The following is a 23254-nucleotide window of genomic DNA, read 5'->3' as shown; positions in this document are numbered from 1 at the left end:
AGGACAATTACGATCCATAGACCTAAAAAAAATCGCTCCTGACGCTTTCATAAGATCCATTAAAGAGGACATATATCACTTTGAGCGATTCATTTTCTCATTATCTTCCAAAAGCATCATCACATTCATCATTCAATACCAAAACTGTATGCATACAACCGGCAGCATCACTGTTCACGATTGGCAAGAACAAACCTTGCTTGAAACCTCGCCCGAAAATAAAATTACCTCTGTGGTTTATTCCTATCAGTTCACCGGAAATTTGGAAGGAACCGGAAAAGTAACCTCACAAATGTATTACGAATTTCAAGACCCAAAGGATGGTCATAAATCAAGATGTCTTTATCATAGCTTTATTCATTTCAGTGGAAAATTGGATGGAAAGCAAGGAAGCTTTTTGATTGCAGAAATCGGATTGTATGATGAAGGAAAAATTATGGGTGATATTGCGATCGTGAAAGACTCCGGCCGGGGAGAACTAAAAGGTATTGAAGGCGTGGGGCATTATGAACAATCGGAACGAGGCTTTATTATGCACTTGGATTATCAACTGCTTGAAGGTTAGAAAGAAACATAAGGCCAATCAAAAAAATGAATCTCTCAAATTTCATAATGACACGAGTAGCCTTGCCTTTCATTTACATTATTTTTCTTCTTACAACGTTGCTTCAATTTTCAACCGTATTCATCGCTTCTCCATTGACTGAAATCGCTCAAGACGATAGTTTCCTTTCGCAACAGCTCAAGTTTGAGCGCGTTCGAGATGCTGAAAAGGAAAAAGGACAACTCTTGGCCGATCTTCTCCAAAAAAATAGACTTCGAAAGGATTCTATCGAAATCATGATGGTGCACATTAAAGAAGAAGAGATTCTCGAAGTCTATGCGAAACCGCCCGCCGTGCCTCAGTACCAAATCTTGAAAACCTACAAAGTTTGCGCTCGTTCAGGTGAACTTGGGCCGAAAAATCAAGAAGGTGATGAACAAGTGCCTGAAGGCCGTTATCACATTGCACACTTCAACCCCAAGAGCAACTTTCATCTTTCGCTCGGGCTCAATTACCCCAATAAGGAAGATCGCAAGCGTAGCAAAGCCCAAAAGCTCGGCGGCGATATCTACATCCACGGCGACTGTGTGACCATCGGCTGCTTGCCAATGACCGATGACCTCATCAAAGAAATTTATCTCCTTGCCGTGTATGCCAAATCAAGCGGGCAAAAAGAAATCCCCGTTTATCTTTTTCCGTTTCGAATGACAACTGAGAAGATGCAGCGGGTGGAGCAAGAATATGCACAAAAAAGTGATTTGCTTGTATTCTGGAGAGCATTGCAACACAGGTATAACGAAGCCGTATCGTTGGTAGAAAAAAGCAAATGATAGGACGAAAAAGAACACCATCTTTTCTTGCCTCATTTCTCATCTTCGCCATTCCCTTTCTTATTCTCACCGGGCTTGATTGGGTAATCACGAACTACGGCATTGAAGTCAAGCAAGTAAGCGAATCAAATGCGATTGTTAAAGGAGAGGATGGAAGTCTTTCTGTCATTTTTATTCTAATTAATGGTGGGGTTGGGCTGCTTCTTGCCGTTCTATTTGCGAGTGCACTTCCAAAAGTGTGGGAAGAAAAGGATGCGATTGCAATTGAATTTAATCCCAAAGAGTTTTTCAAAGCAATCATTAGAGGAACGCCAATGGGTTTGGTGGGGTCGGCGCTTTCAGTAGTAATCACAAAAATTGTTCCGGTGGTGAACAATCTTTTCGCGCTCTATCTTGAAATCAGTCTGCCCGGACTCATTTTGCGTGCAAGTGGAAGTAAAACTTTAACAATGTGGGGAAGTATTCTTATTGGATGTGCGATTGGAATGCTGGGTGCATTTTTAATTCTAAATACCGTTCTAAAAAAAAGAGAAGTTTCAACCTCCGATTCAATCAAAGAAAAGTAAGCCGACAGAAGATTCACTTACAAATCATCACTGCGTTTAAGAAACCACTCCCGAATCAAGCGTAAGTTTTCGCTTTTAGCATTGGCTGAAAAAACATTGATTTTCAAACGCAAAAGGTCTTCAAATGCATCGATATCATACCACATCGGCAAGAGTGTCAACGTTGTCTTTAAGCTTTGAGCTTTTGCAAGGGTTTCCTCAAAAGTTGAATGGCTGCTATAAGTAATGCCTTCAAAGAGAGAAGGGTGAAATCGGTTCATTGCTAAGGTGTAATACCCGCCATCTTCTGTTGGCCCGATTGCGATTTCTGCCTCTCCCTTTCGAAGTGAAAGGATCGATTGAACGCGAGTCTGAAGTGGTAAATCGGGTGAATCTGTCCCGAAGATGGCCGCCTCGCGATAACCCAATTCAAATGCATGATGAAACGCATGAGACATTCGCTCTCCTAACCCGCCTTTAACTTGTTGAAGTAAGAGCGTGCGGAACGGATAAAGAAAATCAAGAAGTGAAAAATGGAAATCCGTATTGGGAGTAGAATCTCCAAAAACTAAGACATCTGTGGTGATTCCCAATCGTTCAAGGGTAAGTAAAGCGTTCTTTGTTTCAAGTAAGGTTTCTTTCAAAAATAGATGGGCCAGTTCCGCGGACTGCTCTGCTGAAAGCTGCGGCTGCAAGCGCGTTTTCACTTTACCCGCAATCGGTTCCTTAAAAAATATGAGAATCGCAGCACGGTTTTTGGAATTGATTGAAATGCTCATGAAGAAAAATTGAACAATAGTCTGTAAGAGAAGCTCAACTTATTTCGATTCACATCAAAGAAGACGGTGAGAATTAACATTGAGCCGTCAAAAAGCCGAAATGAAAGGCTTAACTTAGCGAAATAAAAAATTTGGATCACCTATGAAAGATAGTTTACCCGAGCAGGATTCGGGATCGATAAAAATCACACCGTCTCAAAAAGCACCGCGAAGTGAATGGCTCCTGCTTTTAACCCTATCTGCAATCCAATTTACCAATGTGTTGGATTTTGTGATTATGATGCCCTTAGGCCCACAGTTAATGAGGGTTTTTGACATTTCTGCTTCAGGCTTCGGGTTGATTGTTGCCTCATACACTTTTAGCGCAGGCATCTCCGGATTTATTGCCTCTTTTTTTATTGACCGTTTCGAACGGCGCAAGGCACTTCTTTTTTTATACGCAGGGTTTTCAATTGGAACACTTTTATGCGGCTTGGCTCCGACAGCCTATTTGCTCGCGATGGCGCGAGTTGTAGCCGGCTTTTTCGGCGGCGTAATGGGTGCACAGGCACTTTCGATAATCGCCGATTGCATTCCTGAAAATCGGCGCGGCGCGGCAATGGGCACCTTGATGTCGTCATTTGCAGTCGCTTCAATTGCCGGTGTGCCTGCAGGACTTTATTTAGCCAATCACTTCGGGTGGCAAATGGTTTTTCTTACGCTCACATTGCTTTCGGTGATTGTCTGGGGCTTGGCTTATCGCTCGCTGCCTAAGGTTGACCGTCATTTAGCGAGTCTTCCAAAAGAATTCAATTTGCGTCATCAAATTCAAGGCGTACGAGAAATGATCCAAGTCAAAACCCATCAACAAGCCTTGGTGATGATGATTATGCTGATGATTGCGGGCTTCACCGTTATTCCTTATATCAGCCCGTATTTTGTTGCAAATGTTGGCCTTACCGAAGCTGATCTCCCTTTGATTTACTTTTTTGGCGGCGCGGCGACAATATTTTCTTCACGCATTGTGGGTGTTTTGGCAGATAAATTCGGCAAGCGAAAAGTCTTTACTGTAATGGCCATTCTCTCGATTGGGCCGCTGATTGGAATTACTTCTGTTCCACCAATCCCACTGGCAGCTGCGCTGATTGTCACAACGCTTTTTATGGTGACAATGAACGGGCGGTTTGTTCCCGCAACGGCAATGGTGACAACGGTTATCGAACCCAAGTATCGCGGCAGTTTTATGAGCTTTAATTCCTCGGCGCAGCAATTGGCAGCGGGAATCGGCTCATTTGGTGCCGGGTTGATTATCGGGAAAAATTCAGCCGGGCAGGTGACACTGTATTGGCTGGTAGGGCTCATCGCCGTCTCTGCAACACTTGCGTGCATCTATTTGGCGCATCAATTGCCTACGCCCGAAAGCGGCGTGCTGCTAAGCAGCAACGAAACCTCCTTTGAGAATGTTGAGGATTCCCCTATGGTCAAAGAGCCTTAACATACTTTTATATTCTTCGTAGAGATGATTTACTTAAATTCAATAAACCAAATGGTATAACGCATGTTCAAAAAGATTTGGAAATTCGCCACCGGGTGGGAAAAAGCAACTTTTTTTGTGTTGGTATTGTATGCAATTTCTCCCATTGACCTCTTCCCTGAAGCCTTTTTTGGGCCATTCGGATTTGCAGATGATTTTGGTGCACTGTTGCTCTTCGCAAAAATGGTTTGGAATATTTTGCAACGAGCCAAAAAGTCTGAATTAGAAAATGCTTCGAAAAGTCAAGATCTTTCGCCACTATTGAATAAATAACACTTTGGCAAGGAAGTCCTTTAAATTTAATTGCAACACATGTTACGCCCAAGCATTGCGGAGTCAGAAAAAGCATCTTCAAGTTATTTGATGTCCGTTGTGGCGGTCATCGCCGGTCTTCCATTACCCATTATCAATCTTTTGGCGACAGCTGCATTTTATTGGGCCAATCGCAAATCAACTTACTTTGTGCGCTGGCATTGCACACAGGCCCTTCTCTCACAGGTTTCGTTTGTGGTAATGAATAGTGTCGGTTTTTGGTGGAGTATGGATATTTTATTTACTGAAACCTTGCTTTCAAACGAATATGTGGCTTACATCCTAACCGTTCTCTTTTTCAATTTCATAGAATTCATCGCCACTATTTATACTGCCGTTCAAACCCGAAAAGGAATTCATGTCGAGTGGTGGCTTTATGGGAACTTGACAAATCTACTGTGCAAACCAGAAACAAGTGAATTTCAATTTTCCACCCAAAACAATAATTCATAACCAGAATCTTCACTCAAAAAATGAATCGGTTGATTAGAGACATTGCCATTTTTCTCATTCTTTTTTTTGGGATGTGGAAAGCGCTTGCATTTCTCGATTGGCGCGCATTTCTGAAAGTCAAAGAAGTCAACGAATCTTCTGAAACCCACTTAGGAGAATTGATTCGCAAATCCATTCGAAATACCGAGGAAGTAATTACCGAGCCGGTTGTAACAAAGCCGGTGATGAAGTTGATATCTCGCTTAACCGAAAAAAATGGACTCGATACAGTAAAAATTCAAGTCATTGTTGTGCGCTCTTCAAAAATCAATGCCTTTGCACTGCCGGGCGGGTTTATTGTGGTCAATAGTCGTTTACTGAAAGAAGTTCAATCAGAAGCGGAACTCGCCGGTGTTTTAGCGCATGAAATGGCACATATCGCCAAGCGGCATGTGATGAAAAAATTGATGAAAGAATTAGGATTAGCCTTTTTACTCTCCGCTGCAAGCGGCAACAATTCTGCAACCGAACAATTGGGTGCAATCGCCAAAACCCTTTCCTCATCGGCGTATGACCGTGAATTGGAAACAGAAGCCGATGAAACGGCAGTAACCTTTTTGGAAAATGCCGGAATTAACCCACAAGGCTTGGCCGAGTTTCTTTATAAACTTAAAGATGAAGACGAGGCGTCTTTGCAAGCCTTATCTTGGTTTAGCACTCACCCCGAATTGGAAGAAAGAGCAAAACATATCCTCAGTCTTTCGTCTGAAAAAAGTGATACCCTAAGCCCAATTCTCACTTCAGAGGAATGGGAAAAAATGCGAGCCTACAAATTGAGCTACTAAAGATTCTCACGGTTCAAAACGGCAATTCGCAAGAATCGGGTTTTATAAAATGAAACCCGTTTGCATCTTGAGAAAAAAAAATGAAAGAGAATCATCATTTTCTTCAAATTGAAAAGGCCATTCATTTCCTCGTTGAGGAAGCGCACCGAAAGCCTTCGCTTGACGAAACCGCGGCGCATCTTGGCTTAAGCCCATTTCATTTCCAACGGTTGTTTCAAGCGTGGGCGGGTGTGAGCCCAAAAAAGTTTCAACAGTATCTCTCTTACAGACGCGCAAAAGCGATACTTCAAACCGAATCCACCTCGCTCTTTGATGTTTCTTTCAATGCCGGACTTTCAGGAACGGCTCGCCTTCACGATTTATTTGTGAACATCACTGCAATGACCCCGGCGGAATTTCGAAGCGGCGGCAAAGGGCTTTGTATTCATTATGAAATTGCTCAAACGCCTTTTGGTCTTGTAGGGCTTGCTGCAACCGACCGCGGTTTATGCCGAGCGTCTTTTGTAAACCAGCACAAAGAATTTCTTGAATTGATATCCAACGAATTTCCAAATGCAACACTGATTTCTTCCCCTCTCAAGGAAAAGGAAGCGTTTCTAAAATGTTTCTCTTTACCCGATCAAACAAAATACAAGCCACAAGTCTGCCAAAGCTCGACTTGCATCTCAAAGGAACCCCATTCCAATTAAAGGTTTGGGAACTGCTGCTTTCAGTTCCCTTTGGGTCGTTAACTTCGTATGGCAAAATCGCGGAACAAATTGGAGATAAAAAAGCGGCAAGAGCCATCGGGACAGCTGTTGGAGACAACCCTATTGCCTATTTCATTCCGTGTCACCGCGTAATTCAATCTACCGGAATTTTTGGTGAGTATCATTGGGGAAAAACTCGCAAAGCAGCAATGATCGCCCGAGAAGCTTCCATCCTAAATACAGGGGAGTAAATTCGGTGTATTTCGAGGAAAATTTCCGTACATTTTAAAAGTTTGAATTAAAATGAGCGAGGTGACTATGAACGCATACCATACCTTTCATATCCCTGTTATGGGATTGGCATTTACAATCGATTCTCCACTCAAAGTCGGGCGGTTTGGGATTACCTCTGTGGTCTCAATCGTTGAGGATAATCTGATTGAAGAAGTGCGAAAATTTTACCACGGCGTTGAAGGCTCGCCCGTTGTTCCAATCTCTAAGAAAGAACCCGATTTCCGAGCGCGCCGCATTCAAGATTACCTTGATTTGCTTGACCGAATGCTAAAAGCACAAGTAGACCAAATGAAGGCAGCGCCTTTGTTTGCCGGAACCGACACGGCCAAATACTTCGAATTGCTCCCTGAACAATCGCCACTCAAAGCACGCTATAATCAATTCCTTTACTTACCCGAAGGCTCAGAGAAAACTTCCATCGAAAACGAATTAAAAGCAGCCATTAAACCGGGGAAGATCGAAGTCAATATCATGACGAAAATTGATAAGAATAATTACACCCCAAATGGCGAGATACTTCCGCCCGAATTTTCAGATGCCTCTTGCGCATTACGCGGCTTTGTGAAAAGCACTTTGCGCTCAGCCGTTGTTTTTTCTGCCGGAATGAATCCAAGACTTTACAGCTACGCCGAATCACTTCCCGAATTTTTTCCAGATGAAACCGGATTGGCGAAAAAATCAATCATATTAAAAGTAAGTGATTTTCGCTCGGCGATGATTCAAGGAAAATTCCTCGCTAAAAAAGGATTGTGGATTTCAGAGTTCAGAATTGAATCGGGACTTAATTGCGGCGGACATGCTTTTGCAACCGATGGCTTTTTGCTTGGTCCGATTCTTGAAGAATTCAAAAATAAACGCGAAGAATTGCGCAAAGAGCTTTTTGAAATAGTCTCGAAAGCACATGCACAAAAGGGTATTCATTCATTTTCTGTGCCACCCGAAATCCGCGTGACCGTTCAAGGCGGAATCGGAACTTATGAAGAAGATCAATTTTTGCTGAGTTATTATGGTGTAGAAAGCACCGGCTGGGGAAGCCCGTTTTTATTGGTGCCCGAGGCAACGAATGTTGATGAATCCACATTGCAAGAACTCTCGAACGCTTCGCCCGAGGATTTTTATCTCAGCAACGCCTCGCCGCTCGGAGTGAAATTCTATAATTTCCGAAGAAGCAGCGGAAACAAAGATCGCTTGGAGAAAATCGATAAAGAAAGACCCGGAAGCGCATGCTTTAATAAAAACCTCACATTCAATACCGAATTCACCGAGCGGCCAATTTGCACGGCTTCGCGAGAGTATCAATTCCTTAAATTAAAAGAGGTGCAAGTCACAGAAAATCTCTCTGAAGCCGAGGTGGCGGAGCGTGTTGAAAATATTACTGAAAAGGAATGTTTGTGCCAAGGACTTTCAACTTCGTTCTTCCTGAAAAATCAAGTTCCTGAGCCGCATAACCTTGTTTCAGTGACGCTTTGCCCCGGCCCGAATCTTGCCTTTTTTTCCAAAGTTTCAACACTTGAAGAAATGGTGGGCCATATTTATGGTAGAACCAATTTGCTAAATGATATTACTCGGCCGCATCTGTTTATCAATGAATTGCATCTTTATTTGAATTACTTGAAGTCGGAAGTTGAAGCAAGCGAGCGATTGGTCTCTGCAAAACAAAGTACTTACTTTAAGACTTTTCGAGATAATCTTTTGGAAGGCATTCGCTATTACAAAATCATCTCTCCGAAAATGACTCTGGAAAAACCAGAGGCACATCAGGCCTTTGAAATTGCGCTGGCGGAAGTCGAAACGGCGTTAACCCAATTGAACTTGCCCGGTGAAACACTCACCGTTTCGGTTTGAACGGGGTAGTCTAAACTTATCTGTGTTAAACCTCGTCGAGTTTATACCCAAGGATTCATATTAATGGTATCGCTATTCCCTTTGCTCTCGTCAATTCAAATTCTTCCCTATGATGGAGAGACGATTTACTTTGGAAAAGTATTCGATGAGTTAAAAGCCACAGCGCTATATAACGAATTGCTTCTTAGCGTTGCGTGGGAACACGACGTGGTAAAGATGATGGGAAGATTAATAACCACCAAACGAAAAGTCGCGTGGATGGCAGATGGCGATTTCACTTACGCATATTCTCACACAGAAAAAAAAGCATTGCCTTGGCAGCCAAGAGTTGCAGAAATAAAGTCATTTTGCGAATCTATTTCCGGTGCAACGTTTAATTCGTGCCTCTTAAACCTTTATCATTCAGGTGATGAAGGAGTGACTTGGCACAGCGATAACGAAGCAACACTTCTGCCAAAAGGGGCTATTGCATCGGTTTCGCTTGGTGCAGAACGTAAATTCAGGTTTAAGCATAAGCGAACCAAAGAACAGATAGAAATCACGCTTGAACACGGGAGTTTGCTTCTAATGCGCGGCGAGACCCAAAGGGCTTGGTTGCATGAGCTGCCGAAATCGGCAAAGGTTAAAACACCGCGTGTCAACCTCACATTTCGAACCTATATTGGTCGTCAGCCGTGATAACGCTTATTTTTAAGTATTTTGCGGTTCACCCTAAATAAATTAAGCTTATTATTAAAAAAACTTAAAATTATTATATTTTTTTTGAAAGAGTTCAGCTGAATTTTCTTATCTTGCATCAGTTCATCGCACCAAAAAGCACTCGCACTATCCTATTTCTATCAGTATGCCAGCATCAGCCAATATTATTCTCATCGATGATGAGCCGATGATTTTAAGTTCTTTAGAACGCCTTTTCGAAGATGATTACACGGTTTACCCAACAACCGAACCTGATGAACTCTTTAGACGATTGAAATCAACCGAAATTAAGGTGATTGTCAGTGACCAACGGATGCCGAAATTGCTCGGGAACGAAGTGCTTGCAAAAGCTCGGGAAATCAGCCCAGCCACAATGCGAATTTTGCTTACCGGCTTTGCCGACCTTGATGCGGTTGTAAGCTCAATTAACGAAAGCGAAATTTTCCGATATATCAATAAACCTTGGAATGCAGCGCGGTTGCTTGAAACCGTGAAACTGGCAACAGAAATTTATGATCGAATTGCCTCCCCGGGAGCATTAATCCCGCTTCAAGGCGAAATTACTGAACGGCAAAACATCTTGGTGGTTAGTCACGATGCCTCCCAATTGGAAACACTTCGGGCATTGTTTGCCTCTCAATATGAAGTTATAACGGCCTCAACCGTGAGCGAAGTGTTTACAAAACTTCCGGTTTGGAATGTATCCGTCGTGCTTTTTGAATCGCTTCAAGACAATCATATTGATGAAGTTGAATTCTTAACAATGCTTCGCACGCTTTACCCCGATACCTCTTTGGTAATGTACACCCACGCTCGTGATACGCAGCTTGCTGGGCGGCTTATCAATGAAGGAAATATCTTCCGCTATGTGTTGAAACCAGTTTCAAATGATGTTTTACAGCAGATTGTTTTTCAATCTGTTTTGACCCATAATTTTTACCGTAAGGCTCCTAAAACAAATCCACGCCGAATTGAAGAGGAAATATTTATTTCTAAAACGCCTCCGCCAATTACACCCAATCTTGGTCTTGCCGGTATTTTAGATCGATTGAGAAATCGGCTGGATGTCAAAAAGAATTATTAATTCTCTTGTCAAATAATAAAAAAGGGGGCTTTAAGCCCCTTTTTAATTTTATAAATTCCGTTATCAATAAAAATTGATAAAAAATAAACTCCTATTTCAAAAAAAATAATTAACAGAAATAAAATTTAATAATAACGGAAAAATAAGTGTAAAAAATAAGATAATTCGGTTAGGCTTTACGGCGGCTTAACATTGGGGTAATCTGAAAATTGTACTTTTGAACAAATAAAATTACAAGGTTTAGATGGTTATTATTATCAAATAATTACGCCCGAATTATGAAAAATTTAATTTTATTCTTATTGTTTTTAGGGTTTGAAGTTACTAAAGCTCAGGAGGGAAAAGGGAGAATATTGGGACAATTGGTCGATGAATCAGAATCGCCCGTGCCTGCGGCTACGATTTTTATCTCCAATGAAGAACATAATTATGCCTCTATTACCAATTCGCAAGGGTATTTTGTTTTTTTATCGATTCCTTTAGGAAATTATACATTGAAGGCCCTCAAAAGAGGGATGAGCAATTTTATCCCAAAAAAAATTTCACTCAACGCTGCACAAACACTGAGACTAGATCTTGCTTTAGGTGATAAATCCGAAACGGTAATGTTAGCCGAACTGACACAAGCCAAGTCAAAAGAAACCTCAAAACCCGCCGCACAAAAGAAACCGGTACAATCTGAGGTTAAACTTGCGAGCACGGCTCAATCGAAGAAAGAATCGTCATCGGTGGCTTCAGAAAAAGAAAAGAAACCAGTTGAAAATTCAGAGCCTTTAGAGGTGGCCGCTGCCAAAGTCCAAGAATTGAAGCGCATTGAGGCTGAGGCTGAAGCATTGGAAAATTCTATTTCTGAAACCGTTGAAAAAGAAGCAGAGATTATTGGCGGAATCGAAGCCGTAATGGCAAAAATCAATTATCCTGAAACGGCCATCAACTTCAAAATCCAAGGGAAAGTGGTGGTCAAATTAAATTTGGATTCTAAAGGTATGATTAGCTCTGTCACCCTTCTGAAAACAGCACATCCGCTCTTGAACGAAGAAGCTGTTCGTGTACTCACCGAAGAAGCAAAGTTTAGTCCCGCAGAACAAGGCGGCAAACCCGTTGCTTCATCAATCGTTGTTCCTTTGAACTTCAGCATCAAAAAGGTGACTTGGTAAGGTAAATATTTGTTAATCAATCGTTAAGACTCGCTTAACATTGAGCCAATTACCTTCAAACTTTTTAAGTAGTACCTCTTTAATTCAAAAATTCAATAATCTATGAAACAGAGATTACAAAATGTATTTGTAGCATTGTTTCTTGTAACAGCAATCTGTTCGGGAACAATCGCCAAAGCGCAAAGTCGAAAAGCGTTGACCTACATTGGTTCTTTTGGCACTGGGGTTTATCGAGATGCTGACCCTCGATCATCAGAAATTCCCGCTTATGATCCTATCAATCGCCACATCTTTGTCGTCAATCCTTATGGTACCAATGGCACTGACCCAAGCGTCGATGTGCTTCAACTTCCGGTTTCTGCGGGTGCGCCGACTTTTGTAACGAAAATTGCCATCACCAACGGAGCGCCAAATAGCGTTGCCGTAAACGGGAACCTCCTTGCAATCGCAATTGATGCTACCGCCAAAACCGACAGCGGCCGGGTCGATTTCTATACGCTTGCTTCCGGCCAAAATCCGGTGTTTGCCGCGTCGTTCAAAACCGGAGCACTGCCCGATATGGTCACATTTTCAAACGATGGGGCTTATGTTCTCACGGCAAACGAAGGAGAACCGAACAACTACAACGCCGGAAATATTGATCCTGAGGGTTCTGTGACAATTGTTCTGCTTAACCGAAGCAATGTTCCTGCAAGCACAGTGTCTCACGTGCGTTTTACTGATTTCAACTTTGGTGGAAGTCGCCGCGCTGAACTCACCGATACCACCAACACCGGCGTGCGTATTTTTGGTCCTCGAGCAACCGTAGCGCAAGATTTAGAGCCGGAGTACATTTCCGTTCAAGGCGATACCGCGTTTGTCTCTTGCCAAGAAAATAACGCAATGGTATTAGTTCGTATCAGCACCGCGCAAGTGATTTCCATCCGCCCGCTCGGTGTAAAAAATCATAATGTTCAAGGTGCCGGACTTGATGCGAGCGATCGTGATAGCGCCAATGTCGCTGCTATCCGTATTCTTCCTCAACCGCTATTTGGAATCTATCAACCGGATGGTATTGCTTCCTATCGTGTTGCCGGCGAAACTTATGTCATTACAGCCAATGAAGGCGACGCACGCGACTATACAGGGTTTTCCGAAGAATCAAGACTTGGTTCTTCACGCACACTCGACACCACTGTTTTCGGAGGTGCAGCCAATGCGGCAACCGTTCGTTCCAATGCTGTTTTAGGCCGTTTAACAATTACAACCGCTTTAGCCGATACCAATTCATCAGGTCAATTTCGAGCGATTTATTCCTTTGGCGCACGCTCATTCAGCATCTTCCGCGTTAATGCCAATTCGCTCACTCGAGTTTATGACAGCGGAGATCAGTTTGAACAAATTACCGCGTCACTCTATCCACGTAACTTTAATGCCAGTAATACAAGCAATGCATTAGATAACCGTAGCGACGACAAAGGTCCGGAACCTGAATCAGTCACACTTGCAACCATTGGCGATAGCGTCTATGCCTTTATCGGGCTTGAGCGAATGGGCGGAGTAATGGTCTATAATGTGACCAATCCAAACGCACCCGGTTTTGTGCAATATTTGAATAACCGTAATCTCAGTGTTTCTCCCGGTGGAGCTGCAGTAGTTTCTGGGCCAACAACAAACCGTGCTGTGTTAACTTCCTTCTCAGGAGATTTAGGACCGGAAGGCATCTTGTTTGTACCGCAAGCACAAAGCCCTTATGGCTATCCGCTTGTGATTGTTGCTAATGAAATCAGCGGAACAACAACTGTCTATGCCTTTAAGGATGAAACCTCACTTTCTTCGCCGCGAGAAGTCGCTGTGCCAAGAGAATTTGCGCTTTCGCAAAACTATCCGAATCCGTTTAACCCAAGCACCCGCATTGCATATCAATTGCCAAGCGCAGCTTCGGTTCAATTGGAAGTCTTTGATGTTTTGGGAAGAAAAGTCGCAACACTTGTGAACAGCCGCCAAGACGCCGGCCGTTACGAAGTGCCTTTCAATGCATCGCAACTTTCTACAGGGGTGTACTTTTACAGAATACAAGCAGGCAGTTTCAACCAAACAATGAAGATGCTTTTGGTGAAATAAACCATTTGTTTTTAGAATGATGAAAGGGAGCTTGAAAGGGCTCCCTTTTTATTTTTACAAAAAAGCAATAATTTTACCTATTCAAAAACCAAACCGCCCTTCTTATGCCTACGCATCAATCAAAAAACTCAAAAATAAACGTAACGGCTTTACCAAAAGAATTTCATGTATCGTTCATTCTGATTCTTGTATTTGGAATGGAATACTTTACAAGTAAGACAACACTTGCACAAAACATTGATTCTTTACGAAATCGTGAAATTGAAAGGGAAATCAATAAAGCGGAGGAAGCTGATATTTCATTTATTTCAAAGGGAAGAAGGGTTGTTATTGAACAAATCGAAGCAGGAAACTATGATAAGGCCAAAGAAACAAGAGATTATTTAATTGAAAAATATAAAAATAAATCTATTATTCCCTTTTATCTGTTCGAGAAAATCTCAATAAACTTACTTTTTGGAGAATATTTACAGATTATTTCAGAGTATAAGAAACATTACAATTCAGATAAAAGTGAGCAAAGTATATATGATATATATCCAAATAAAGACGACTTTTGGAAAAGGATAATTAACACTCATATAAAACGAAAGAATACTATTGACGAGAACATTAAAGCACTCAATCTTGATGGATTTGAGAAGGATTTTCTGTTAATAGTAAATTATTATTTTGCAGATGATAATCAAGGAGTAATTGTAGATAAAATTGCTTACCAAGATTCATTAAATTCTTTATGTAATACATACTTATTTAATTATCCAAACTCACCCTTTAACCCAGCAATTAAAGATATAAGATTTGTAGTAAAACCTATTGAAAGCGGATTAAAATTTATGTTTTCTTTGGGTTATGGAAGAATTACAGGTGAATTTGGAAAACAATTTACTAATGACGCAGCCACAATTGGTATGGGTATAGAATATTATAAAAATTCTCTATTGTTCGGGTTAAATTGGAATTTTTTTGGTGCAATCAAAACGAAGGAGAATACTGGATTTTTAAATCAAATATGGGAAAAAGGTCAAAATACTTCGATAAATGACATTACAGGTGCTTTGGGTTATTTAATTCAAAACGAAGGAAATTTTCATCTAATTGGATTTATTAATGGGGGTATGCGTATAGTTGAGAACACCAAAATGCAGAATGAAGAGCCTAAACCAGAATTTTCTTTTAATTCTCCGATTATAGGAGGTGGATTAATTTTCGATTTTAATATGGGTGAAGAGATTCGATCAATTGGAAGAATTCAGGTGGGATATAGTATTATGATGAGTCGCGAATCAGCCCTCAATGGTGGAATATTTTATATCAATTTAGGTTGGGGTTTTGGAAATATGGGATTTGAACGAGAAAAATGATTATCGTTCAGTGTCATTAAATAATGTGATTAATTGCAACGATTTAGTTGAAATCATATGTTATCACATCAATCTAAACCGAATGATTTATGCAACTCTACAGATTGGTCTATTACAGTGAAGCCGCCGAAGGACTTACCGTGCAGGATGTGCGCGAAATCGCCGCCAAGGCAAGTGTGAAAAACCGTGCGAATGCTCTCACGGGAGGTTTGCTGTATTGCGAAGGAAAATTCTTACAAATTCTTGAAGGTGGGCTTCACCCTGTCAATAAGCTTTTTCAACGCATCTTGCTTGATCTCCGCCATAAAAATGTCAATCTTATTGACTTCTCAAAAGTACATAAACGCGCCTTCAGCGGTTGGGAAATGTCGCTTGTTTTTTTTCCAACTTCAAATGAATTTCTTCCCGAATATCTTCGATACAGCCACGAAACGACCTTCGACCCAATGAATCTCGATGGCGATGCCTGCATTGAATTTATGCAAGACCTTTTTCATAAAAGGAAGCTGAACCAAGAAAAACCGCGCGAATTCAAACGCACTGAACTTACAGTTTGAAATCTAAATCGCGCATTTTGAATCATTAACTTGAGATTGATTCAAAAATCATAAAAAACTTCTATGAAAAGATAAAGGCGCAAAAGCGAAAGGATTTCTATATTTCCCCAAATTGAAGTGAAATGAAAATTCTTGGTATTTCAGCTTACTACCACGATTCCGCCGCGGTCTTTACCCGTAATGGGGAAATCTGTTCCGCCGTGCAAGAAGAACGCTTTACGCGAAAAAAACACGACCCCGCCTTTCCGAAAAATGCCATTCGCTTTTGCTTGGAAGAAAATGGGGAAACCCTTGGCTCTATCGATGCTATCGTCTTTTACGATAAACCCCTCCTGAAATTCGAACGCCTGCTTGAAACCTATTACGCCTTTGCACCGCAAGGGCTAACATCATTCATCGCCTCAATGCCTGTTTGGCTTAAAGAAAAACTCTTCCTGAAAAGCACGCTAAAAAAAGAATTGAAATCGCTTGGGGAGGAAATGGGGAATCCGGCATCGCTTGCGCCGCTGCTCTTTTCGGAACATCATCTTTCGCATGCAGCAAGCGCATTTTATCCATCCCGTTTTGAACGCGCCGCGATTCTCACGCTCGATGGGGTTGGGGAATGGGCCACCGCCTCGATTTCGCTTGGTGAAGGAAATAAAATCACGACCCTAAAGGAATTGCATTTCCCGCATTCACTCGGGCTTTTTTACTCTGCGTTTACATACTACCTCGGCTTTCGCGTCAATTCGGGAGAATACAAAATGATGGGGCTTGCGCCGTACGGGAATCCGGAATCGGCGGAGGTTGCAGCGTTTGAAAAAAAGATAAAAGAGCATCTCATCAAAATACTTCCGGATGGAAGCCTCTGGCTCAATCAAGCATATTTCGGCTATGCTACGGGGCTTCGAATGACGCGCGATAAAAAATGGGAATCGCTTTTTGGGTTGAAACGACGCGAAGGGGAATCGGAACTCACAGAACCCTATTGCAACTTAGCACTTGCGGTTCAACGCGTGACCGAAGATGCTGTTATGGCAATGGCTCGCGAAGCCAAGCGCCTTACGAATGCCGATGCTGTATGTCTTGCCGGCGGTGTGGCACTCAACTGTGTGGCAAATGGAAAACTTCAGAATGAAGGGATTTTTAAGCAGTTATTTATTCAGCCAGCCGCAGGAGACGCCGGCGGGGCGCTCGGTGCGGCGCTTGGGGCGGAGTATGTGTATTTCGGGTCGGAGCGGAAAATTACCGTAGTTCAAAACGATGCAATGAAAGGCGCGTTTTTGGGGAATAGCATCACAAACGAGAGCGTCGAGCGTGTGATGATAAAATATAAAGCGCAAGCCACTCGGCATGATGAAAAAACGCTGTGCAAAGAAGTGGCTGGGCTTTTGGATGAAGGCAATGTGATTGGGTGGGTGCAAGGACGAATGGAATTTGGCCCACGGGCACTTGGGGCGAGAAGTATTTTGGGTGATGCACGAAACCCCGAGATGCAAAAAAAATTGAACTTGAAAATCAAATATCGCGAGTCGTTTCGCCCGTTTGCGCCATCAGTATTGATTGAAGATGAAGGCGAGTATTTTGAAAACCCACTTCAGGAAGGCTCACCTTATATGCTTTTGGTTCAGAATGTGAATACAAAGTATCGACATCCACTGCCGAGCAATTACCACGCCTTGCCAATGAAAGAGAAGCTTTACACACTTCGCTCTGCACTTCCGGCAATCACGCACATCGATTTCTCTGCTCGAATTCAAACCGTTCACCCCGAAACCAACCCGCGCTATCATCGCTTGATTTCAGAATTTAAGGCACGAACAGGGTTTGGTGTCATTGTCAATACAAGTTTTAATGTTCGCGGCGAGCCGATTGTATGCACAGCCGAAGATGCTTACCGCTGCTTTATGCGAACGGAGATGGACTACCTTGCCTTGGGTGATTTCATCTTTTCAAAAAAAGAGCAACCCGAGTGGAAGGAATCGGATTCGTGGCGCGTGATTCTGAAAAGTGATTAACAAAATCACCCCTTATGGGTTTTGATGTGAAAAAAACACATAAGACCAAATTGCCGGCATAGACGGATGACTTCCGACAGGAACCGCATGAGGCGAACCGAGATTAAAGCCAACAGAAATCACTTGATGACGAATCAGCTGCAAATTTTCATTCGCGGCCTGAAACAATGAATCATTTGAACGAAGGATTCCCAATCCTTTGAGATTTTCAAGTTGCCATTCATACGGGACATACTCATCTTGTGGGTGAATAATGGAGAACTGTTTAAAAAGTGGGGTTCGCCCTTGGGCTCTTAACCAAGAGGCCGGTCGCTTAAAGTAAGTACTGTAATCATTAGGGCCTGCAAACATAACCACCCTTTGGACATGAAATTTTTTTCCAAGAAAACAGGCATGCCCTGCCCCTTGCGAATGTCCTGAAACGGCAATTTTAGACCAATCAATTTCGCCGGAGGAAGTCAAATAGATACTCCAATTACTTTCGGGGTGTGTTTTTATAAGGTAGTTCAGAAGTTTTGATACACGGGAATAAATTGAACTAAGGGAATCAACTTGAACAAGCGGAGAAATTGGGGTTCCAAAAGTAACTTCCTCCCGAAAGCGTGTAAACGCGAGTGAATCCGATAAATCCTTGAATGCCAGCGTAGATACACTATTGAGATAAGAAAGACTGATCACATCAAATCCTTTATTGACAAGAAATTCACACAGATAGGAATAGTGTTTTGGGACACTTGAAGTTCCTCCCAAAAACAAGACCAACTGATTTCGACGGTTTGAATTCGCCCTTAAAACATAGTGCTCGTGAAGACCTATGGAATCCCTCAAGTCAACCTGAACAGGCTTTATCAGCTCAGTCGAAAAAGGTTGCTCAATTGGGACAATCGTTGTTTGGCAACTAGAAAAAAGAAGGGAGAAAAAAAGCAACAAAATCAAAAAAGTGCGCATAGAAATCATTCAAAAACTTATCAAGGAAAAATAAGATAGTTCGCAATAAAATTCGGTGAGGTCATGTGTTATGAAACCGAAGCTTCGTGTGTTTGGCATTCGGAAATAAACGAAACAGGGAATGTCAATTTTTTCAAAATTGAAGATTTCGCTTCAATCGCTCGCCAAAATGGAGCGACTTGAGAGGCATCTTGAGTTGAGAGATAACGCTCATAATTGACCTCAGAAACAATCCGTAAAAAAATTCCGGTAGTTACGGGGCATGTGAATTCAGCGCCATATTCAGCGGCTAAATCACGGCGCATTTGCTTGATTGAGACGACCGTTCCCTTCGGAATTTGACGAACATAATCTTCGATGATCTTAGGCGTTGCGATGAGCATTAACCCGTTTTCAGGGATATCAGCAAAAGCCTTATCAATCCGCTTGATTTCGGGTTCAATTCGCGTGTGAAATTTTTCTTCCCAAGTTTTCTTTTTCGATGACATCTTCAACAAATATGACTTAAAATCTTATGAAAAAACTAATGGTTGAACTTCAATTGCCTTTGGCAATATTCCAAATCCAGTTTACAAGGAGTAACCCAAAAAAAGGAATCCAAATGATTGGTTTTTGGAAAACCTTTTGAAAGGAGTCATACGCATTCATAAAAGAAACGCGTTTAGAAATAAAATCAAATACAATCCAACAAGGGAAAAAAAGAAGGGCGAAAAAGATGGGTAAAAAAAGGGGATTAATCAGAAAAGCAGAATGATAATCGCCTTGGTAAAATGCCTCCAACGCACGCGTAACGCCGCAAGAAGGACAAGGAATGCCCGTTACATGTTTAAAAATACAAACGGGATGAGATGGGAAGTGTGGAAAAGTTGAGAATTGAAATAAGAGCCAAATCCAACCTGAAAGTAAAAAAGCGGAGAAAAAAAGGTAAAAAGAACGCGTTGATTTCAGCATTTCTTTTCTCCGCTACCCCTTAGAGCAATGTACGATTAAAGTTCTCGATATTTTTCTCGCGGGTTGCGCCCATAATCAAAAATAAATCGACAATTGCCCAAATGCCTAAGCCGCCGCAAGTGAGCAATTTCGCGATTCCTAGACCGACATCGCCGATAAGAAACCGGTCGATTCCGAGTGTGCCGGCAAGAATCGAAACAACCAGAATGATGGTCGGGTCTTTCAATTCAAGGCTTTGTGTCATGACCCACTTTGAATCATCGAGATCCAAAAGCCTTTGACGAATCGCAGGCAATTGATGGCTTTCGAAGTACTTCGAATTGGTCATCAAATACATATCAACCTTTTGAGCTTCCATAGTTTTTGCTGTTTAATGTATCGTTAAAAACCGATTAGGAAATGGCGAAAATTAAATAAAGAGCATTTATAACAACCGAAATAAACAAACTTTACTAGTGATTTCAAACTTAAAAAGTAATATTAAAGGGGATTAAGAAAAATTTAATATGATTTTGAATCCCATAATTGCCGACTTCGCTCCAAGCGTGAACTCTCCAAATCAAGTTCATATTCAATTCGGCGCATCGCTTCATCCCCTATAATGCCTTGATTCCTCAAATGAATAATCAAATTTCGTTCTTCCTCAATCAATCGTTCTTCGGTTTCTGCATAACTTTCATGAGCAGCGCCATCAATGATTACAGGGCTTGAGGTAAGGCGTGCCAAAGCAAGGTCATATCGAATTCGAAGTCGCTGTTTCATATCAAGCGTGATTAACCCCGAATCATACATCTCTTCAATGCGAATCAAGGCTTCAGTTGCGGCACTACTGCGCGCATGCATTTCTTCCAATTCAGATTCATCAACAGCGTCAATTTTGAGTGATTTAATCAAATAAGGTAATGAAAACCCTTGGATGACAAGCGTTGCAAGAATGACTGAAAATGCAAGGAAGATGATTAAATCGCGATGAGGGAAAATGCTTCCTGAAGCGGTTTTTAATGGTAAAGCGAGAGCAGCAGCCAGTGTAACAATACCGCGCATACCTGTCCAAGCAACAACGGTTACAAATTTCCAATTGAACGTGGTTTCACGCTCACGAATCCGCTTCGAAAAATATCTAGGCAAGTAAGCCCCCGGAAAAACCCAAGCAATCCGGATAATGATTACGGTGAAGCAAACCGCAAATGCATACAAAAAAAGTTCAGGGAGTGCATACTGACCGGAAATGGTTTTCATGATATCGGGTAGCTGTAACCCAATAAGAATAAAAATGAATCCATTAAGCAAAAAAATTAAAGTATCCCACGCGGCAACCGCTTGTAAACGAGTTCGAGAAGAAAAGAGAAGTGGTGCTTTCCAAGTAAGATGAAGCCCTGCAGCAACAACAGCCAGCACCCCCGAAACATGCAAACTTTCAGCTAAGAGATAAAGCGAAAAGGGGGTTAATAATGTTAAACTGGTTTCGATGGTCGGGTTATTTCGGAGCACCTTGTGTAAATACGCCACAGCATAAGCGACGGCAAGTCCTATCGCGATTCCGCCAATCGCAACCAAAAAAAATTGTGCGGTTGCCTTCCAAAATGAAAAAAAGCCTGTTACGACAGCAGTCACAGCAAAGCGGTAAGCGATAAGGCCGGTAGAATCATTCACCAAACTCTCCCCTTCAAGGATTGTAATGATGCGTTTTGGCACATTTAGCCGCTGTGTGATGGCCGTTGCGGCTACGGCGTCGGGAGGTGAAACAATTGCGCCCAATACAAAACCAATGCTCCACTCTATTCCAGAAACAAAATGCAACGCTGTGGCCACTGCGGTGGTCGTGGTTAAAACTAATCCAACAGCTAAAAGTGAAATGGGTCTTAAGTTCTGCTTGAAATCGCGCCAAGAGGTGTACCACGCCGCCGAATAAAGAATTGGCGGGAGAAAAATAAGAAATACAATATCGGGGTTAAGTTCGATGTGCGGCAAATTCGGAATGAAACCAATGCCTACACCAACCAGTACCAAGAGAATCGGAAAAGGAAGAGAAATGCGATTGGCTGCAACCGCAAGCACCGTTGCAATTCCCAATAAAATCAGTATTAGCGAGAGGTTTTCCATAAGTTATGATGTGAATATTCGTGCCAAAGCATAGCCGGCAATTGTTGCGAGTACCCCAATCAATAAACTAATAGCTGCATATAACAAAGCGGAGGTCCAAAGTCCATCCTGAAATAAAGCGTAAGTTTCATTTGAAAATGAAGAGAAAGTGGTAAAGCCGCCGCAAACCCCGGTCGCTAAAAAAAGTTGCCACTCCCTTCCGTTATTAGCTTTTGAAAGAATTCCCAAAATAAATCCAATTGCAAAACATCCGAGGAGATTAACAGAAAGGGTTCCAAACGGAAATGCTGAAGGAAAACGGGTAAGAATAAAATTGCTCAACCCATATCGAAAGATACCCCCAAGAAACGAGCCAAACCCGACAAGCAAATATGATTTCATTGATTATTGGATCTTGTGGAGCGAGCGAATCAAATCGGCGTCAATTCCCAAATGTGAAAGTCGCGCTCTTCCGCCCAAAAAGCCAAGCTCAATCAAAAAGCAAAGCCCTTCAATTTTTCCACCCGCTCTTTGGATGAGCTTTACGGCTGCTTCAGCGGTTCCCCCGGTTGCCAAGACATCATCATGCAAAACAACTCTCGACTTCTTTTTGAGGGCATCAATATGAATTTCTAACGCATCAGTTCCATACTCAAGCGCATAAACTTCACGATACTTTTCATAAGGAAGCTTATTGGGCTTTCGAAGTGGAACAAATCCGGCACCAAGCTTTATGGCAAGCGCTGCACCAAAGATAAACCCGCGAGATTCAATGGAAACAACAGCATCGATACGCTTATCCTTATAAGGTTTTGCTAGTACCTCTAAGGTCTCTTTAAAAAGGATTGGATTTTGGAGAATTGGTGTGATGTCTTTGAATTGAATGCCCGGTTTGGGGAAATCCGGCACGGTGCGAAGCGTTTTTTCAAATCGCTTCATAAAATCACTTTTTGATGAAGAAGCCGGACGTTTCTTTATCGTTGCTTTTGGTTTAACTGGCATGAACGGTCACTTTTTGGTTTTGTGAAATTCAGGAGTAGGTGAAGATACAAAACGGCCTTGACCATTAAGAAACGAACAAATTACGAAACGAACAATAGATTGAACTTCGCTATTCCGGCTTTGAAAAGCCCTCGCCCCATTTTAATCTCCAAATTTCAGCTTCAACCGCATGAGATTGGAGTCTTTGAAGTTCGTTTCTAAATTTTTGAATCGAAGAAGAATGCGGAAAATGACGCGTGAATTCATCCAAGATCAATTGGGCTTCGCTAATCTTCGCCTGACGAACTGCGAGCAAAAAACCACGCGAAAACTTGGCATCTGCTTCTTTAATATTATTGATTTTGATATATGCAATGGCTGTATCGCGATAAAGCAGCGCATTGGTAGGCATTAATCGCAAAGCAGATTCATAATCTTCAATCGCTTGAACCCACATCGAGCGGTAGGTGTAACGGTGAGCAGAAAGAATGAATCTTTCGGCGGCATCGAATCGGTTTGGCATCGTGTTTTGGTCGTAGTGTGTCATCTGAAAAAGTTTGAATGAACAAACCTAACAGAATCAAGTCTTGAAGGGTGCTCTCAAAATCAAGTCGTGTGGAGTTTATCACAGGAGAAAATTTTGTATCTTGAAATTCTTCGGAAAAAAACTCGCGAATTCATTCTAAAGCGATTTCATTTC

The 23254-nt window shown here is 42.0% G+C and carries 26 protein-coding genes; 17 read left to right on the top strand and 9 right to left on the bottom strand.

Annotated features, from left to right (window positions below; all coding sequences use genetic code 11):
* Positions 1 to 148 precede the first annotated feature (148 nt).
* The 3 genes from SFU91_14375 to SFU91_14365 are packed head-to-tail and all read left to right on the top strand — an operon-like array spanning position 149 to position 1940.
* Entirely contained in the window at positions 149 to 565 is a 417-nt protein-coding gene (locus SFU91_14375; GenBank protein MDX2130216.1) for a DUF3224 domain-containing protein, read from the top strand.
* A gap of 47 nt (positions 566 to 612) precedes the next feature.
* Positions 613 to 1374, top strand: a complete 762-nt coding sequence (locus SFU91_14370) for a L,D-transpeptidase family protein (GenBank protein ID MDX2130215.1) — start codon at positions 613 to 615, stop codon at positions 1372 to 1374.
* Entirely contained in the window at positions 1371 to 1940 is a 570-nt protein-coding gene (locus tag SFU91_14365) for a hypothetical protein (protein MDX2130214.1), read from the top strand. Before SFU91_14370 ends, SFU91_14365 begins: the two co-directional genes overlap by 4 nt.
* A 17-nt stretch (positions 1941 to 1957) precedes the next feature.
* On the opposite strand, the gene SFU91_14360 is transcribed toward SFU91_14365, so the two are convergent.
* Positions 1958 to 2698 carry a TIGR04282 family arsenosugar biosynthesis glycosyltransferase gene (locus tag SFU91_14360; protein ID MDX2130213.1) on the bottom strand — a complete coding sequence of 247 codons (741 nt, stop codon included), beginning with the start codon at positions 2696 to 2698 and terminating at the stop codon, positions 1958 to 1960.
* Positions 2699 to 2840: 142 nt separating this feature from the next.
* Here SFU91_14360 and SFU91_14355 point away from each other — a divergent pair, with 142 nt between their 5' ends.
* The 14 genes from SFU91_14355 to SFU91_14290 all read left to right on the top strand — a co-directional run bounded on the left by SFU91_14355 (position 2841) and on the right by SFU91_14290 (position 17592).
* Positions 2841 to 4172 carry an MFS transporter gene (locus tag SFU91_14355; protein ID MDX2130212.1) on the top strand — a complete coding sequence of 444 codons (1332 nt, stop codon included), beginning with the start codon at positions 2841 to 2843 and terminating at the stop codon, positions 4170 to 4172.
* 63 nt (positions 4173 to 4235) lie between these two features.
* Positions 4236 to 4484 (top strand): YkvA family protein, encoded by a 249-nt coding sequence (locus tag SFU91_14350; protein MDX2130211.1) that lies wholly within the window; start codon positions 4236 to 4238, stop codon positions 4482 to 4484.
* Between the two features lie 39 nt (positions 4485 to 4523).
* Positions 4524 to 4976, top strand: a complete 453-nt coding sequence (locus tag SFU91_14345; GenBank protein ID MDX2130210.1) for a hypothetical protein — start codon at positions 4524 to 4526, stop codon at positions 4974 to 4976.
* 20 nt (positions 4977 to 4996) lie between these two features.
* A complete protein-coding gene (locus SFU91_14340) occupies positions 4997 to 5800 on the top strand; it encodes a M48 family metallopeptidase (protein MDX2130209.1) in 804 nt (267 codons plus the stop codon).
* Positions 5801 to 5880: 80 nt separating this feature from the next.
* Positions 5881 to 6489 carry an AraC family transcriptional regulator gene (locus tag SFU91_14335; GenBank protein MDX2130208.1) on the top strand — a complete coding sequence of 203 codons (609 nt, stop codon included), beginning with the start codon at positions 5881 to 5883 and terminating at the stop codon, positions 6487 to 6489.
* Entirely contained in the window at positions 6459 to 6740 is a 282-nt protein-coding gene (locus SFU91_14330) for an MGMT family protein (GenBank protein ID MDX2130207.1), read from the top strand. The genes SFU91_14335 and SFU91_14330 overlap by 31 nt, the downstream gene beginning before the upstream one ends.
* A gap of 67 nt (positions 6741 to 6807) precedes the next feature.
* Positions 6808 to 8628 (top strand): hypothetical protein, encoded by a 1821-nt coding sequence (locus tag SFU91_14325; GenBank protein MDX2130206.1) that lies wholly within the window; start codon positions 6808 to 6810, stop codon positions 8626 to 8628.
* 63 nt (positions 8629 to 8691) lie between these two features.
* Positions 8692 to 9306: an alpha-ketoglutarate-dependent dioxygenase AlkB gene (locus SFU91_14320; protein MDX2130205.1), complete on the top strand. Its 615-nt coding sequence runs from the start codon at positions 8692 to 8694 to the stop codon at positions 9304 to 9306.
* Between the two features lie 166 nt (positions 9307 to 9472).
* Positions 9473 to 10411: a response regulator gene (locus SFU91_14315; GenBank protein MDX2130204.1), complete on the top strand. Its 939-nt coding sequence runs from the start codon at positions 9473 to 9475 to the stop codon at positions 10409 to 10411.
* A gap of 278 nt (positions 10412 to 10689) precedes the next feature.
* A complete protein-coding gene (locus SFU91_14310; GenBank protein ID MDX2130203.1) occupies positions 10690 to 11568 on the top strand; it encodes a TonB family protein in 879 nt (292 codons plus the stop codon).
* 102 nt (positions 11569 to 11670) lie between these two features.
* Entirely contained in the window at positions 11671 to 13671 is a 2001-nt protein-coding gene (locus tag SFU91_14305; GenBank protein MDX2130202.1) for a choice-of-anchor I family protein, read from the top strand.
* A gap of 104 nt (positions 13672 to 13775) precedes the next feature.
* Positions 13776 to 15035, top strand: coding sequence for a hypothetical protein (locus SFU91_14300; GenBank protein ID MDX2130201.1), 1260 nt, complete (start codon positions 13776 to 13778; stop codon positions 15033 to 15035).
* Between the two features lie 89 nt (positions 15036 to 15124).
* A complete protein-coding gene (locus SFU91_14295; protein MDX2130200.1) occupies positions 15125 to 15592 on the top strand; it encodes a BLUF domain-containing protein in 468 nt (155 codons plus the stop codon).
* A 122-nt stretch (positions 15593 to 15714) separates the two neighbouring features.
* Entirely contained in the window at positions 15715 to 17592 is a 1878-nt protein-coding gene (locus SFU91_14290) for a carbamoyltransferase (protein ID MDX2130199.1), read from the top strand.
* Between the two features lie 12 nt (positions 17593 to 17604).
* Here the strand turns inward: SFU91_14290 and SFU91_14285 are convergent, their stop codons facing one another.
* From SFU91_14285 to SFU91_14250, 8 genes are all read right to left on the bottom strand, one after another.
* Positions 17605 to 18420 carry a hypothetical protein gene (locus SFU91_14285; protein ID MDX2130198.1) on the bottom strand — a complete coding sequence of 272 codons (816 nt, stop codon included), beginning with the start codon at positions 18418 to 18420 and terminating at the stop codon, positions 17605 to 17607.
* Positions 18421 to 18608: 188 nt separating this feature from the next.
* Complete coding sequence (locus tag SFU91_14280; protein ID MDX2130197.1) at positions 18609 to 19028, bottom strand: hypothetical protein; 420 nt, start codon at positions 19026 to 19028, stop codon at positions 18609 to 18611.
* A gap of 49 nt (positions 19029 to 19077) precedes the next feature.
* Positions 19078 to 19491 carry a DUF2752 domain-containing protein gene (locus tag SFU91_14275; GenBank protein ID MDX2130196.1) on the bottom strand — a complete coding sequence of 138 codons (414 nt, stop codon included), beginning with the start codon at positions 19489 to 19491 and terminating at the stop codon, positions 19078 to 19080.
* Between the two features lie 19 nt (positions 19492 to 19510).
* Complete coding sequence (locus SFU91_14270) at positions 19511 to 19849, bottom strand: TM2 domain-containing protein (GenBank protein ID MDX2130195.1); 339 nt, start codon at positions 19847 to 19849, stop codon at positions 19511 to 19513.
* 143 nt (positions 19850 to 19992) lie between these two features.
* A complete protein-coding gene (locus SFU91_14265) occupies positions 19993 to 21594 on the bottom strand; it encodes a Na+/H+ antiporter (GenBank protein ID MDX2130194.1) in 1602 nt (533 codons plus the stop codon).
* 3 nt (positions 21595 to 21597) lie between these two features.
* Entirely contained in the window at positions 21598 to 21975 is a 378-nt protein-coding gene (gene crcB, locus SFU91_14260; protein ID MDX2130193.1) for a fluoride efflux transporter CrcB, read from the bottom strand.
* A gap of 3 nt (positions 21976 to 21978) precedes the next feature.
* A complete protein-coding gene (locus SFU91_14255; protein MDX2130192.1) occupies positions 21979 to 22575 on the bottom strand; it encodes an adenine phosphoribosyltransferase in 597 nt (198 codons plus the stop codon).
* Positions 22576 to 22684: 109 nt separating this feature from the next.
* Positions 22685 to 23101, bottom strand: a complete 417-nt coding sequence (locus SFU91_14250) for a hypothetical protein (GenBank protein ID MDX2130191.1) — start codon at positions 23099 to 23101, stop codon at positions 22685 to 22687.
* Between the last annotated feature and the right edge of the window lie 153 nt (positions 23102 to 23254).

This window comes from Chloroherpetonaceae bacterium, from assembly GCA_033763895.1.
Classification (GTDB): domain Bacteria; phylum Bacteroidota; class Chlorobiia; order Chlorobiales; family Thermochlorobacteraceae; genus JANRJQ01.
Note: the sequence above shows the minus strand (reverse complement) of the source record. Positions and strands in the feature narration are given on the sequence as shown.